This is a genomic window from Streptomyces niger, from assembly GCF_000718305.1.
In the GTDB taxonomy this organism is placed as follows: Bacteria; Actinomycetota; Actinomycetes; order Streptomycetales; family Streptomycetaceae; genus Streptomyces; species Streptomyces niger.
Map to the genome: position 1 here is coordinate 196361 of NZ_JOFQ01000014.1, position 13242 is coordinate 209602.

Below are 13242 nucleotides of genomic sequence, written 5' to 3' on the forward strand. Positions count from 1 at the left end.
GCTGCTCTCGGCATCCGCACTTCCGTCTGCGCCGGGTGGCCCCCGCGGCGTTACGCCCGTCCGCGATACGCACCCAAAAGACCACATGGAATCCCCGGGCGGAATGCCTGGGGACATCCGTCCGGAACCTCCCGCACCAGGAACCTGGTCGGGGCCCGGCAGGCGCCCCGGGACGCGACGCGGAGGCAGGCGTTCCGGTCCGGCTGTCCACAGGCCACCGATCGTGCGGAACCAGCGGATAGGCTGGGCGTGGGCCCGCTGCGATGGGGCAGGAGCCGTCGTCACGGCGAGTACGGGAGAGCGGGTGAAGACCGGTGGGCACGAGCGCACGGATGGCCGCCGTGCTGCAGTCCTTGCACCCCGCCCGCGGCGATCGGGGGCTGATCGGCAGCGACCCGGAGGTCTGCGCCCGCGCACTGGGCGTGGACGGGGTGGCCCTGTCCCTGCTGAGCAGCGACCAGGCGTCCGAGCTGGTGTGGGTCTCCCGGGACGGGGTGAGCGGCCCGCTGGAGGACCTGCAGTTCACGCTGGGCGAGGGCCCGGGAGTCGACGCGGTGGCCCGAGGTGCCGTCGTGCTCGAACCGGACCTGGCGCGGCTGCCCGCCGACCGCTGGCCCATGCTGCTGCCCGAGCTGGCGTCCCTCGGGGTCGGCGCGGTCTTCTGCTTCCCGCTGCTGGTCGGCCGCGTCTGTCTGGGCGCGCTGACCCTCCAGCGACGGCAGGTGGGACCGCTGTCCGAGGCCGGCATGGACGACGCGCTCATACTGACCGGTGCGCTGACCGCCGTGCTCCTGGACGGCGGGGCCGCGAGCGACGCGCTCATGGCCACGGAACGCCCGTCCGACCTCTATCGTGCGGCCGTCCACCAGGCGACCGGCATGATCAGTGTGCAGGCGGAGATCCCGCTGGCCCAGGCGCTGCTCCGGCTGCGTGCGTACGCCTACCGACACGGACGGCCCATCCTGGAGGTCGCCGAGGACGTGGTCGCCAGACGCCTGGACTTCCGAAACGATGGACCCGAGCCGGACGTGGCCGGCCGGAAGAGGGGATGATGGCGGTGGCTCCGCAGGAAAGGGTGCTGCAGGCGTTCGGTGAAGCGGTCGGCGTACTGATCGACGACTTCGACCTGATCGACGCCCTGCACCGGCTGTGTGCCCGGGGCGTCGAGCTCCTCGACGCCACCGCGGTCGGCATCATGCTCGCCGATCCCCACGACGACCTGCAGGTGCTCGCCGTCTCCGATGAACACACCCCCGTGCTGGAGCTGTTCACGCTGCTGGGTGACGGCGGTCCGTGCGCGGAGGCCTTCCGTACGGGCGAGCCCCGGGTGAACGTCGGCCTCCCGGCGGCCGCCGGTGCGGTCGCGCCCCCGGCCTTCGCCGTACGCGCCGTGCAGGCCGGGTACGCCACCGCCCACGCGCTGCCGCTGCGGCTGCGGCAGCGGTCCATCGGGGCGATCGGGCTGCTGCACGCGGGGCCGCACACGCTCGGCCCCGCGGACATACGCCTGGGCCAGACCCTCGCCGACGTGGCGACGATCGCCGTCCTCCAGCAGCACACCGCGGAGCGGAGCAACGTCGAGCGGGCGCAGGTGCAGGCGGCCCTCGTCAGCCGCACGGTCGTCGAGCAGGCCAAGGGGGTCCTCGCGGAGCACTGGGGCACCGGTGTGGACGAGGCGTTCGAGGCGCTGCGCGGTCACGCCAGGACGCGCCGCGAACCCCTCGCCGACGTGTCCCGCAAGGTCCTCGACGGCACGCTCGCCCCGGCCGCGCTCAGGCCCGCGGACCGGCCCTGACGATCCCGGCCGACCGGGCCGGGACGCCGCACGCCGCGCCCCGCCGACCGGGCTCGGTGGACCGGACCGGCTCGCCTCAAGCCGAGCCCCGTGGCCCGTGGCCGTGGCCGTCCTCGGCCGCCCCGCCGAGCAGCCGGGCCAGCGTCTCCTCGGCGATGTCGGGCAGTGGCCGGCCGCTGCCGAAGGCATCCGCGCGCATCCGGGCGAGCGCCTCGTCGACCGATACGCCCATCCGCTGCGAGAGCACGCCGGCCGCCCGGTGCGTACGTCCCCAGTGGGCCTCCATCGCCGGCGTCGGGTCCCACGGCAGGACGGCCGGAGCCGTCAGCAGCGCCAGCCCCACGGCGTGCGCCGCCGCGGCGCACTCCTGCAGGGTCGCCTCGTCGGGGTCCCACGGCTCCAGCCGCAGCAGGTCCACCGAGCCGACGGGGTGTCCGCCATCGCCGTCCGTTATCGGGAAGGCGTAGACCGCACCGATCTCCGGGAGCCGTTCGCGGGCCGCCGGACCGAAGAGCGGCCACTGCGTCAGCCGGCCGTGCAGGTCGGCCACGATCACCGGTCTGCCGGTCGCCGCGGCCGTCACGCACGGCCCCTCGCCCATCTCGAACTGCACCTGTTCCAGCCGGAACGCCGCGGTCCCGCTCGCGTGCAGCAGCTGCCGGTCGGGCGTGTCGGTGAGCAGCGAGAGGGTCGCCCCGTCCACCGGCAGGGCCCGGCACAGCGTGGTGCACAGGACTTCCGGCAGGTCCCGCGGGTCCGCTTCGGCGGCAGCGGCCATCACCTGCTCCGCCGCGGCGGACGGCTTTCTCATACGATCACTTGCCCCGGTCGGAGGTCCGCGTGGACGGCGTACCCCGACGGGTAACCCACCCGGCACCGGGGCAAACCCGCTGACCGTACGCGTCCAGGGCCGAAGCGGGCCCGGCCCGGGCCTTCGCGCCGGACTTCCGCCTTCCTCCGCACTCCCGGACGCAAAGACCGCACCCGGTCCGCCGGTGCCGCCGAAGGTGGCGGCTCGCGGACCGGGTGCGGTCGAAGCAACTGCGCGCGGCGCAGGACAGCGGGCCCGGGTCAGGCCTTCTTGGTCTCCCAGAAGATCTTGTCGATCTGGGCGATGTAGTCCAGCGCCTTCTGGCCGGTGGCCGGGTCGTTCGAGCCCTTGGCGGCCGAGAGGGCCTTCAGGGTGTCGTTGACCAGCTGGTGCAGCTCCGGGTACTTCTCGAAGTGCGGGGGCTTGAAGTAGTCGCTCCACAGCACCGAGACGTGGTGCTTGGCCAGCTCCGCGCGCTGCTCCTTGATGAGGACCGCGCGGGTGCGGAAGTCCGCATCCTCGTTGGCCTGGTACTTCTCCTGCACGGCCTTGACCGACTCGGCCTCGATGCGGGCCTGGGCAGGGTCGTAGACACCGCAGGGCAGGTCGCAGTGGGCGCTGACCTTCACCTTGGGGGCGAACAGGCGGGAAAGCATGTTCAGTCCTTCCTCGTGATCGTCTTCTCAGGTGCGAGATTACTCGGTACGGGAAGGCTTTTCTCGGGTGGGCCGGGGGTCTTAGGGCAAAAGTCCGGTGGGAAGCTGGGGCTGGTGGAGGATTGGACCGGGAGGTGCCGGATGCCGGAGCAGGTGCATGAGCGCTGGCCCGATCAGGGGCAGGAACAGGGCCGGGAGGGCCGGGGACCGCTCCGCACGATCGGCCTGGCCGAGGTGTACAACCCCTCGATGGTGCCCACCTTGCACCCCGGCGACCAGCTGGTGGTCAAGTACGGCGCGGCGGTGCGGCCGGGTGACGTGGTCGTCCTGAAACACCCCTTCCGGCAGGATCTGCTCATCGTCAAACGGGCGGTGGAACGGCGCGACGGAGGCTGGTGGGTCCAGGGGGACAACCCCTACGTGGCGAACGACAGCCGCGAGTTCGGCACCGTGCCGGACGAGCTGGTCGTGGCCAGGGCGTGGCTGCGGGTGCGCCCGCCGCGCGAGGTCCGGCGGTCGGTCACCGGTGTGCTGTCCTGGGCGCTGACGGCGGTGCGGCCGGTTCGCCCGCTGCGTCCGGCGCGGGGCGCCCGGCGCTAGGGACCGTGGCACGGGTGGGCGTCAGGCCTCCGCGTTCTCCGGTCCGCCGGCGGTCGCGTTCGGCGAGGCGTGGGCGCCGGCGGCCTCCTGGCGCTTGCGGGCGCGGTACGCCGCGACGTTGGCGCGGGTGGCGCAGCGGTCGGAGCAGTAGCGCCGGGAGCGGTTGGTCGAGGTGTCGAGGTAGGCGTTGCGGCACGGTGCCGCCTGGCAGATGCCGAGCCGGTCCACGCCCAGTTCGGTGAGGTGGACGGCCAGTCCCATGCAGGCGGTGGCCGTGTAGCCGGCGGTGGCGTTGGCGGCGTGGTCGGCGATGTGCAGGTGCCAGTCGGGGCGGCCGTCGGCGTCCCGCATCTCGTGCCCGGAGATCTGCGGGCTGACCGGGAACTCCATCAGCAGGGCGTTGAGCAGGTCGACGGCCAGTACCTCGTCGCCGGCGGCGGCCGCCTCGAAGATCGCGCGCAGCCGGGTCCGTACGCCGCGCAGCCGGGTCACGTCGGCCTCCGTGGCCCGCCGGGCGGTGTGCTGGGCGGGGCCGAAGAGGGCGCGTACGGCCTCGACCGACGTCAGGGTGTCGGTGCCACGCTCCGGCTGCTCGCTGTTGACCAGCCGCACGGCGTAGTCCGAGTAATAGGCCAGTTCCACTTGTAGTCCTTACCGGGCGCGGGTTAGTCTGCGTACTGAGCTCGTAATGGGCGTTGCCTGTTCGAGGGTATTACAGGCGGGAGGGGTTCCGGTGACCGAGGCCATGGCGGGGACGGACTGGCGGGCCTGGCAGGAGAGTTGGGACCGGCAGCAGGAGTGGTACCTGCCGGACCGCGAGGAGCGGTTCCGGGTGATGGTGGACATGGTCGAGGCGGTCGTGGGCCCCGAACCGCGCGTCCTGGACCTCGCGTGCGGCACCGGCAGTATCACGGACCGACTGCTCAAGCGGCTGCCGGGGGCCGTCAGCACCGGCGTCGACCTCGACCCGGCGCTGCTGGCCATCGCGGAGGGGTACTTCGAGGGCGAGGACCGGGTGACCTTCGTCCGCGCCGACCTGAAGGACCCGCAGTGGACGGCGAAGCTGCCGTACGCCACGTACGACGCGGTGCTCACCGCCACCGCGCTGCACTGGCTGCACACCGACGACCTGCGTGTGCTGTACGGGCAGCTGGCGGGGCTGGTCCGGGAGGGCGGCGTCTTCCTGAACGCCGACCACATGCCGGACCCGGCGACGCCCCGGCTGAACGCCGCCGACCGGGCGCAGCGGCACGCGCGCATGGAGGCGGCCAAGGCCGACGGCGCGGTGGACTGGAAGGAGTGGTGGCAGCTGGCCGCCGCCGATCCGGTGCTGGCCGGGCCGACCGCCGAGCGCTTCAAGATCTACGGCGAGCACGCGGAGGGTGACACGCCCTCGACCGAGTGGCACGCGCGCACCCTCCGGGAGGCCGGTTTCGGGGAGGCCCGCACGGTCTGGGCCTCGCCGTCGGACGCGATGGTGCTCGGGCTCAGGTAACCGGGAGACGGACGGCGGGGCGGTGCGGACCGGACCGGTCCGCACCGCCCCGCCGGACATCCTCAGAGCACCTTGGACAGGAACGACTTCGTGCGCTCGTGCTGCGGCTTGGTCAGCACGTCGCGCGGGTGGCCGGACTCCACGACCACGCCGTCGTCCATGAAGACCAGCGAGTCGCCGACCTCACGGGCGAAGCCCATCTCGTGGGTGACGACGACCATGGTCATGCCGTCGGCGGCCAGGTCCTTCATGACGTCCAGGACGTCGCCGACCAGCTCGGGGTCGAGCGCCGAGGTCGGCTCGTCGAAGAGCATCAGCTTCGGCTCCATGGCGAGCGCGCGGGCGATCGCCACGCGCTGCTGCTGGCCGCCGGAGAGCTGCGAGGGGTAGTTGCCGGTCTTGTCGCCGAGGCCCACCCGGTCCAGGAGCTTGCGGGCCCGCTCGCGGGCGCCGGCCTTGGACTCGCGCTTGACCTGGACCGGCGCCTCCATGACGTTCTCCAGCGCCGTCATGTGCGGGAAGAGGTTGAAGCGCTGGAAGACCATGCCGATGTCGCGGCGGCGCGCTGCGACCTCCCGGTCGCGCAGCTCGTAGAGCTTGCCGTTCTTCTCCCGGTAGCCGACCAGCTCGCCGTCGACCGACAGCCGGCCTGCGCTGACCTGCTCCAGGTGGTTGATGCAGCGCAGGAAGGTGGACTTGCCGGAGCCGGACGGGCCGATCAGGCAGAAGACCTCCCCGGGCGCGACCTCCAGGTCGATGCCCTTGAGGATGTGCGCGGTGCCGAAGGACTTGTGGACGCCCTCGGCCTTGACCATGGGGACGGCCTTCGAGGCGGTCTTGCCGGCGGTCATGCGACACCTCCGGGGTGGTTGGAGCCGCCGGACAGCTTGGCCTTGGCGCGCTGCAGCGGGGTGAGCGGGAGCTGGCGGCTGGAGCCGCGTGCGTAGTAGCGCTCCAGGTAGTACTGGCCGACGCTCAGCACGCTGGTGGCGACGAGGTACCAGGCGGCGGCCAGGATGAGCATCTCGACGACGGCGCCGGAGTCCCGGCCGATGTTCTGGGCCGCCTGCAGCAGGTCGTAGTACTGGACCGCGATCACCAGCGAGGAGGTCTTGAGCATGTTGATGACCTCGTTGCCGGTCGGCGGCACGATCACGCGCATCGCCTGCGGCACCACGATCCGGCGCAGCGTCTTCCCCTGGCTCATGCCGAGGGCGTGCGCGGCCTCGGTCTGGCCCTCGTCGACGGCGTTCAGGCCGGCCCGGCAGATCTCCGCCATGTACGCGGCCTCGTTCAGGCCCAGGCCGAGCAGCGCGCACAGGAACGGGGTCATGAAGTCCGACCACTCGTCCTTGTAGATCGGCATGATGTCGATGTACTGGAAGACCAGGCCGAGGCTGAACCACAGGAACAGCTGGACGTACACCGGGGTGCCGCGGAAGAACCAGATGTAGACCCAGGCGACGGTGGCCGTCACCGGGTTCTTGGACTGGCGCATCACGGCGAGGATCACGCCGAGGACGATGCCGATCACCATCGCGAGCACGGTGATGATCAGGGTGTTGCGCAGGCCCTTGAGGATGTCGGCGTTGAAGAAGTACTGCGGTATCGCACCCCAGTTGACGTCGCCGGAGGCGAAGGCCCGGATCAGCAGGGCCAGCAGGCCGATGACGACGACGGCCGCGATCCAGCGGCCGTAGTGGCGCACCGGTACGGCCTTGATCGGCTCGGGCATGGGTGGGGGAGCGTCCTGGGGCGGCCTGGCCGCCTTGTCGACGTCGACAGACACGGGAGTTGCCTTTCGGGTTCGGCGGAGTTCGGTGGGCGGAAGGGGGTGGGCGGCTCAGGAGCCGCCGTTGAGCTTCACTTCCTTGACCCCCGCGTCCTTGACCTGCCACTTCTTGAGGATCTTGGCGTAGTCCCCGTTCTTGATCGTCGCCTCCAGCGCGGCCTTGAGGGCGTCCCGCAGCTGCGGCTGGCTCTTGGGGACGGCGATGCCGTACGGGGCGGCCTCGACCTGGTCGCCGACCACCTTGAAGTCCTTGCCGCCGCCGGAGGTCTTCACGGCGTACGCGGCGACCGGGTAGTCGCTGGAGACCGCGTCCACACCGCCGGTGCGCAGCCGGGTCTGGGCCTCGGAGTCGTTGTCGAACGCCTCGATGGAGATCGTCTTCTCACCGTCCTTCTTGCACTTCTCCGCCTGGTCCTTGGCGTAGTCGTGGGAGACGGTGCCGCGCTGCACGGCGATGGACTTCCCGCAGAGGTCGGCCCAGTCCGTGACGGTGCTGCCCTTGCCCTGCTGGACGTAGAGGGAGACGCCGGCGTTGAAGTAGTCGACGAAGTCGACGCCCTCGCTGATCTTCTTGCCGGTGGTGGAGTCGATGCCCTTCTGGCGCTCCTTGGTGTCCGTCATCGCCGACATCGCGATGTCGTACCGGCGGGATTTCAGGCCGCCCATGAGGGTGTCGAAGGTGGCGTTGTTGAAGTTGAGCTTGACGCCCAGTTGCTTGCTCATGGCGGTGGCGAGGTCGGGGTCGATGCCGACGATCGCACCGTTCTTACGGAATTCCACCGGCTTGTACGTGGCGTCCGAGCCGACCTGGAGGAATCCCTTGTCCTGGACGGCCTTGGGGAGCTTCTTGAAGAGCGGGGCGTGGACGTCCCGGGTCTTGGCGGCCTCGCGGCGGGCGATGGCGGCGTCCGTCTGGTCGCCGCAGCCGCTGAGCAGGAGGGCGGCCACGACCGCTGTCGCCGCGCCGGCGACCGTGCGTGACCTGCCGGAAGCCGGGCGACGGGTGGAGCTTGCGGTCATGCGTTTCCTCCTGCGGATCGGAATGAGCCGACTGCGGACCGAGGCGTGAAAAGCCGGCGGGAGTGGGGCCGGGCGCACACCTTCGGGCATCGCGACCTCGTTCGGTCACGGAATCTTGCCATCCGGACTCCGTTATTCGGACTGTCACTCAGGTCAAAATCGCATAACGGACGTGGCGTAGCAGGTCAACGACCGATGACGGGTCGGGTCGGCGAGTGGATGACGACTTCACCGGACTCACATTCTCGGAATGTGGACGGGAGGTGAATCCCTCTCCCGCATTCCGCGTCATTCGCGTCTATTGTCGGAATCGCGAACGCGAGGGTCATCAATCCGACTCGTCGGGGCGCACGCCCGTCGGGTACAAAGGGTCGTTACACCCCTCATCCGGGGCTCAGGGCGCATGTGCGGTGCGCCCGGCGTCCGTACCTCCCCCCGCGCGGTGGTCATTCCCCGCTCAGGGCGCGGACGCGGTGCCCGCCCACCCCTCAACCAGGGAGTGGCCACCCTCAACTGATTTACGACAAAGGGGTCAAAACAGTGGCAGCGGAGATCGTCAATCCTCGCAGCGACAGCGACAGCACGGACGGAGAGCCGTTCGATCCGGCCTTCGCGCTCCACCGCGGCGGCAAGATGGCCGTCCAGGCGACGGTGCCGGTGCGCGACCGGGACGACCTGTCCCTCGCGTACACGCCCGGCGTGGCCAAGGTGTGCAGCGCGATCGCCGAGCAGCCCGAACTGGTCCACGACTACACCTGGAAGTCCCAGGTCGTCGCCGTGGTCACGGACGGCACCGCGGTGCTCGGGCTCGGCGACATCGGCCCGGAGGCCTCCCTTCCCGTGATGGAAGGCAAGGCCATCCTCTTCAAGCAGTTCGGCGGGGTCGACGCGGTGCCGATCGCGCTCGGCACGACCGACACCGACGAGATCGTCGACACAGTGGTGCGGCTCGCGCCCTCCTTCGGAGGCGTGAACCTGGAGGACATCTCCGCGCCGCGCTGCTTCGAGATCGAGCGCCGGCTTCAGGAGAAGCTGGACATCCCGATCTTCCACGACGACCAGCACGGCACCGCCGTGGTCACGCTGGCCGCGCTGCGCAACGCCGCCAAGCTCACCGACCGCTCCCTCGGGCAGCTGCGGGCGGTGATCTCCGGCGCCGGTGCGGCGGGCGTCGCCATCGCCAAGATCCTCATCGAGGCCGGCATCGGCGACGTCGCGGTGTGCGACCGCAAGGGCGTCGTCTCGGCGGACCGCGAGGACCTCACCGACGTCAAGCGCGAGGTCGCCGGCTTCACGAACAAGGGCGGGCTCACCGGCTCCCTGGAGTCGGCGCTGGACGGTGCGGACGTGTTCATCGGCGTCTCCGGCGGCACGGTCCCCGAGGAGGCGGTGGCGAAGATGGCGAAGGACTCGCTGATCTTCGCGATGGCCAACCCGAACCCGGAGATCCACCCCGACGTGGCGCACAAGTACGCCGCCGTCGTCGCCACCGGGCGCAGCGACTACCCGAACCAGATCAACAACGTGCTCGCCTTCCCGGGCATCTTCGCGGGCGCCCTCCAGGTGCGCGCCTCGCAGATCACCGAGGGCATGAAGCTCGCCGCCGCCGAGGCGCTGGCCGCCGTCGTCGCCGACGAGCTGAGCGCGGACAAGGTCATCCCCTCGCCGTTCGACGATCGGGTCGCGCCTGCGGTCACGGCCGCGGTCGCCGCCGCCGCGCGTGCGGAGGGCGTCGCGCGGCGCTGAGACGGCCGGAGGCCGTCGTGCCGCCGAATGTTCCGGGCCCGCTCCCTTCGGGGAGCGGGCCCGGACCCGTCAGGGGCGCGGCCGGACGCCGTAGGGGTACGCCTCTGCTGCCGAGCGCGGCCACGTCGTGGCTGAGCGCGCAGTTCCCCGCGCCCCTGAAGGGGCGCGTGTCACATCGCGTAGTGGTTCCGCAACGGCGCATCCGAGACCTACGTTGGGATCATGTTCGCTGCCTACGCCGCCCGAATCGACCGTGACGATCCGCTCAGCGGCCTGGAGTTGGGCGAGCGCCCGGCTCCCGAGGTCCGCCCCGGCTGGACGACCGTCAACGTCAAGGCCGCCTCCCTCAACCACCACGACCTCTGGTCGCTGCGCGGTGTGGGGCTCGGCGAAGAAGCCCTCCCGATGATCCTCGGCTGCGACGCGGCCGGCACCGACGCGGACGGCAACGAGGTCGTCGTCCACTCGGTGATCGGCCAGACCGGCCACGGCGTCGGCCCGAAGGAGCCGCGCTCGATCCTCACCGAGCGCTACCAGGGCACCTTCGCCGAGCAGGTCGCCGTCCCGGCCTGGAACGTGCTGCCCAAGCCGAAGGGGCTCACCTTCGCCGAGGCCGCCTGCCTGCCGACCGCCTGGCTCACCGCGTACCGGATGCTCTTCACCAACGCCGACGTGCGCCCCGGCGACTCGGTGCTGGTCCAGGGCGCGGGCGGCGGCGTGGCCACCGCGGCGATCGCGCTCGGCGCGGCCGCGGGCCTGCGGGTCTTCGCCACCAGCCGGGACGAGGCCAAGCGCAAGCGGGCGCTGGAGCTGGGTGCCGAGGGCGTCTTCGCGTCCGGCGAGCGGCTGCCGCAGCGGGTCGACGCGGTCATCGAGACCGTCGGCGCCGCCACCTGGTCGCACTCGGTGAAGTCCCTCAAGCCCGGCGGCACCCTCGTGATCTCCGGCGCCACCAGCGGCTTCAACCCCGAGAAGACCGAGCTGAACCGGATCTTCTTCCTGGAGCTGAAGGTCGTCGGCTCCACGATGGGCAGCAAGGAGGAGCTCGCCGGGCTGCTGGACTTCTGTGCCGCCAAGGGCGTCAAGCCGGTCATCGACTCCGAGCTGCCGCTGGACCGGGCCCGCGAGGGCTTCGCGAAGATGGCGGAGGGCGACCTCTTCGGCAAGGTCGTGCTGACCGTCTGATGGACCCGGCACCGCTGCTCGACCCCGTACGGCTGCTGCCGGCCGCCGGACGCGCCGCCGCCCCCTGGAGCAACGGGGGCGGCACCACCCGGGAGATCGCCGCCGGGCCGCCCGGCGCCGGCTGGTCCACCTTCGCCTGGCGGGTGAGCCTGGCGGACGTGGACCGGGACGGCCCGTACTCGCCGCTGCCCGGCGTCCGGCGCATCCTCACCATGGTGGCCGGGGCCGGCATGGAGCTGACCGTCGACGGGGTGCGGACGCCCGTCACCGAGCGGTTCCGGCCGGTGTCGTTCGCCGGTGGCGCCGCCACGGACTGCCGGCTCGCCGCGGGGCCCGTCGTCAACTTCAACGTCATGGTCCGGGACGGCCGGTGCACCGCCGACGTGGTGATGGCCCGCGGCCGGCACGCGGTGAGCGCCGCGCTGGGCCCGGACGGGGCGGTGCTGGTCGTGGCGGTGGCCGGCGAGGCGCTGCTGACGCCGGCGGCGGCCGGGGAGCCGGTGCGGCTCGGCCGGTACGACGCCGCGCTGCTGGCCGCCGGGACGGCTGCCGACCTCGACGCGGGCCCGGACGGTGTCGCCGCCGTCGTCACACTCGTCCCGTCCGTCACACCCGTCGGCGGCTGATTCCCGCGCCCCTGCGCCGGCCGTGGGTGACCATGTGCCCAGGGATGGCGGAGGGGCGGCCGGGGGGCACCACTCGTTCGCCGGTGGGGATTTCGGCACAGGGGCGGACATGGGCTTACGGCGGCGTCGCGGGTTCTCACGCGGGACGGGACGGGCGACATCCGAGACGGCGCGGAGAGCCGGTCTCCGGTACGCGGCGGCGGGGGCGGCCACCGCGCTGGCGTTGACGCTCGGCGCGTGCGGCACGGGTGGTCCGGGGAGCGCGGACGTCACCCTGAAGGTGGTGGTGGCCGACGACGGCGCGGACGGCGACCATGCCACCACCGCGTACTGGAAGAGCCTGGTCGCCGCCTTCGAGAAGCGCCACCCGGACATCGCGGTCGACCTGGACCCGGTGGAGCGCAGCCGGCTGACCGAGGTGGTGGCGGACCGCGTCGCGGCCGGGGACGCGCCGGACATCGCGCAGACCGGCGCCTTCGCCTCGTACGCGCGGTCCGAACGGCTCTACAGCGCGGACCACCTGCTCTCCATCGCCACCCAGGCGGACTTCGTCCCCGCGCTGGCCAGGGCGGGCGAGATCAGCCACGTGCAGTACGGACTGCCGTTCCACGCGAGCACGCCGCGCCTCTTCTACCACACGAAGCTGTTCAAGAAGGCCGGTCTCGACGGCCCGCCGACCTCCTGGGCCAAACTGGCCGCGGACGCCGCCGCGCTGCGGGAAGCGGGTGTGCGCACGCCGTACGCGCTGCAGCTGGGGCCCGAGGCCGCCGAGGACGAGGCGCTGAGCTGGCTGCTCGGCAACGGCGGCGGCTACGTCGGGCTCGGCGGCAGCTGGATCCTGGACTCCCCGCAGAACGTCACCGCGCTCCGCGCCGTCCGCGACCGGCTCGTGGCCCCCGGCCTGACCGGCCCGAAGGGCGCCACCATGGACCGCAGCGAGGCGTACCGGGAGTTCGTCGACGGGAAGGTGGGGATGCTGCTCGCCCACCCGGCGCTGATGGCGCGCGCCGACCGGGCGCACGTGCCGTACCGGACGGCCCCGTTCCCGCGGCGGCAGGACGGCACCGCGACGCCGACCGGCCGCACGGACTGGCTGGTGGCGTTCCAGCAGCGCGGGCACCCCCGGGAGGCGGGCGCGTTCCTGGACTTCCTCTACAGCAGGCCGAACGTCACCCGGTACGCCGAGCAGCAGGGCACGCTGCCGGTCACCGTCCCGGCCGCGGAGGCGATGCGCGGCGACGGCCGCCGACGTGCGCTGTGGCCCTTCGTCGATCAGCTGCCGGACGCGCAGTTCCCGCAGTTGGACACGGTCGGCGGCCCGAAGGTGACCGCCGCGCTCCAGCAGCGGCTGGCCCGCGCCGTCAGCGAAGGCGGGGATCCCAAGGCCCTGCTCTCCGCGATCCAGCACACGGCGGACAGCGAGATGTCGCAGGTCTCGTGAGCGGCCGTACCGGCGGCCCGTGTCGTACGGCGGAAGGGCCGGCGTCGCACCCCGCCGTGTCAACTACGGTTGACG

The 13242-nt window shown here is 72.0% G+C and carries 14 protein-coding genes; 8 read left to right on the forward strand and 6 right to left on the reverse strand.

The features are described 5' to 3' along the window. The first annotated feature begins 314 nt into the window (after positions 1–314). Both IF20_RS26205 and IF20_RS26210 read left to right on the forward strand, forming a co-directional pair. Positions 315–1052 (forward strand): GAF and ANTAR domain-containing protein, encoded by a 738-nt coding sequence (locus IF20_RS26205; RefSeq protein ID WP_110944552.1) that lies wholly within the window; start codon positions 315–317, stop codon positions 1050–1052. Continuing rightward, positions 1052–1795, forward strand: a complete 744-nt coding sequence (locus IF20_RS26210) for a GAF and ANTAR domain-containing protein (protein ID WP_234426822.1) — start codon at positions 1052–1054, stop codon at positions 1793–1795. The genes IF20_RS26205 and IF20_RS26210 overlap by 1 nt, the downstream gene beginning before the upstream one ends. A 76-nt stretch (positions 1796–1871) precedes the next feature. On the opposite strand, the gene IF20_RS26215 is transcribed toward IF20_RS26210, so the two are convergent. Both IF20_RS26215 and sodN read right to left on the reverse strand, forming a co-directional pair. Then, the gene (locus IF20_RS26215; RefSeq protein WP_110944553.1) at positions 1872–2606 is read right to left on the reverse strand and encodes a GAF and ANTAR domain-containing protein; all 735 of its coding nucleotides are present in this window, start codon (positions 2604–2606) and stop codon (positions 1872–1874) included. A gap of 260 nt (positions 2607–2866) precedes the next feature. Continuing rightward, positions 2867–3262: a superoxide dismutase, Ni gene (sodN, locus tag IF20_RS26220; protein ID WP_030085982.1), complete on the reverse strand. Its 396-nt coding sequence runs from the start codon at positions 3260–3262 to the stop codon at positions 2867–2869. Positions 3263–3403: 141 nt separating this feature from the next. Here sodN and sodX point away from each other — a divergent pair, with 141 nt between their 5' ends. After that, on the forward strand, positions 3404–3862 hold the full coding sequence (gene sodX / locus IF20_RS26225; protein WP_052867801.1) for a nickel-type superoxide dismutase maturation protease: 459 nt from the start codon (positions 3404–3406) through the stop codon (positions 3860–3862). 21 nt (positions 3863–3883) lie between these two features. Here sodX and IF20_RS26230 read toward each other — a convergent pair whose 3' ends face one another. Continuing rightward, entirely contained in the window at positions 3884–4504 is a 621-nt protein-coding gene (locus IF20_RS26230) for a CGNR zinc finger domain-containing protein (protein ID WP_052867802.1), read from the reverse strand. Positions 4505–4607: 103 nt separating this feature from the next. Between IF20_RS26230 and IF20_RS26235 the strand changes: the two genes are divergently transcribed. After that, positions 4608–5357: a class I SAM-dependent methyltransferase gene (locus IF20_RS26235; RefSeq protein ID WP_052867839.1), complete on the forward strand. Its 750-nt coding sequence runs from the start codon at positions 4608–4610 to the stop codon at positions 5355–5357. Between the two features lie 62 nt (positions 5358–5419). Here the strand turns inward: IF20_RS26235 and IF20_RS26240 are convergent, their stop codons facing one another. The 3 genes from IF20_RS26240 to IF20_RS26250 are packed head-to-tail and all read right to left on the reverse strand — an operon-like array spanning position 5420 to position 8169. Further along, positions 5420–6172 (reverse strand): amino acid ABC transporter ATP-binding protein, encoded by a 753-nt coding sequence (locus IF20_RS26240; protein WP_052867840.1) that lies wholly within the window; start codon positions 6170–6172, stop codon positions 5420–5422. 32 nt (positions 6173–6204) lie between these two features. Further along, on the reverse strand, positions 6205–7146 hold the full coding sequence (locus IF20_RS26245) for an amino acid ABC transporter permease (protein WP_052867803.1): 942 nt from the start codon (positions 7144–7146) through the stop codon (positions 6205–6207). A gap of 54 nt (positions 7147–7200) precedes the next feature. Then, on the reverse strand, positions 7201–8169 hold the full coding sequence (locus IF20_RS26250; protein ID WP_052867804.1) for an ABC transporter substrate-binding protein: 969 nt from the start codon (positions 8167–8169) through the stop codon (positions 7201–7203). Between the two features lie 540 nt (positions 8170–8709). On the opposite strand from IF20_RS26250, the gene IF20_RS26255 reads away from it, so the two are divergent. The 4 genes from IF20_RS26255 to IF20_RS26270 all read left to right on the forward strand — a co-directional run bounded on the left by IF20_RS26255 (position 8710) and on the right by IF20_RS26270 (position 13167). Further along, positions 8710–9915, forward strand: coding sequence for an NAD(P)-dependent malic enzyme (locus IF20_RS26255; protein WP_052867805.1), 1206 nt, complete (start codon positions 8710–8712; stop codon positions 9913–9915). A 222-nt stretch (positions 9916–10137) separates the two neighbouring features. After that, on the forward strand, positions 10138–11100 hold the full coding sequence (locus tag IF20_RS26260) for a zinc-binding dehydrogenase (RefSeq protein ID WP_052867806.1): 963 nt from the start codon (positions 10138–10140) through the stop codon (positions 11098–11100). Further along, positions 11100–11726, forward strand: coding sequence for a HutD/Ves family protein (locus IF20_RS26265; protein ID WP_052867807.1), 627 nt, complete (start codon positions 11100–11102; stop codon positions 11724–11726). The genes IF20_RS26260 and IF20_RS26265 overlap by 1 nt, the downstream gene beginning before the upstream one ends. Positions 11727–11949: 223 nt before the next feature. After that, on the forward strand, positions 11950–13167 hold the full coding sequence (locus IF20_RS26270) for an extracellular solute-binding protein (protein ID WP_052867808.1): 1218 nt from the start codon (positions 11950–11952) through the stop codon (positions 13165–13167). The last annotated feature ends 75 nt before the right edge of the window (positions 13168–13242 follow it).

What these genes read in the sequence shown, in the direction of transcription:
- IF20_RS26210 (WP_234426822.1), top strand. Translation starts at nt 1,052, where the DNA reads ATGGCGGTGGCTCCGCAGGAAAGGGTGCTGCAGGCGTTCGGTGAAGCG.
- IF20_RS26215 (WP_110944553.1), bottom strand. Translation starts at nt 2,606, where the DNA reads ATGAGAAAGCCGTCCGCCGCGGCGGAGCAGGTGATGGCCGCTGCCGCC.
- sodN (WP_030085982.1), bottom strand. Translation starts at nt 3,262, where the DNA reads ATGCTTTCCCGCCTGTTCGCCCCCAAGGTGAAGGTCAGCGCCCACTGC.
- sodX (WP_052867801.1), top strand. Translation starts at nt 3,404, where the DNA reads ATGCCGGAGCAGGTGCATGAGCGCTGGCCCGATCAGGGGCAGGAACAG.
- IF20_RS26235 (WP_052867839.1), top strand. Translation starts at nt 4,608, where the DNA reads ATGGCGGGGACGGACTGGCGGGCCTGGCAGGAGAGTTGGGACCGGCAG.
- IF20_RS26240 (WP_052867840.1), bottom strand. Translation starts at nt 6,172, where the DNA reads ATGGTCAAGGCCGAGGGCGTCCACAAGTCCTTCGGCACCGCGCACATC.
- IF20_RS26250 (WP_052867804.1), bottom strand. Translation starts at nt 8,169, where the DNA reads ATGACCGCAAGCTCCACCCGTCGCCCGGCTTCCGGCAGGTCACGCACG.
- IF20_RS26260 (WP_052867806.1), top strand. Translation starts at nt 10,138, where the DNA reads ATGTTCGCTGCCTACGCCGCCCGAATCGACCGTGACGATCCGCTCAGC.
- IF20_RS26265 (WP_052867807.1), top strand. Translation starts at nt 11,100, where the DNA reads ATGGACCCGGCACCGCTGCTCGACCCCGTACGGCTGCTGCCGGCCGCC.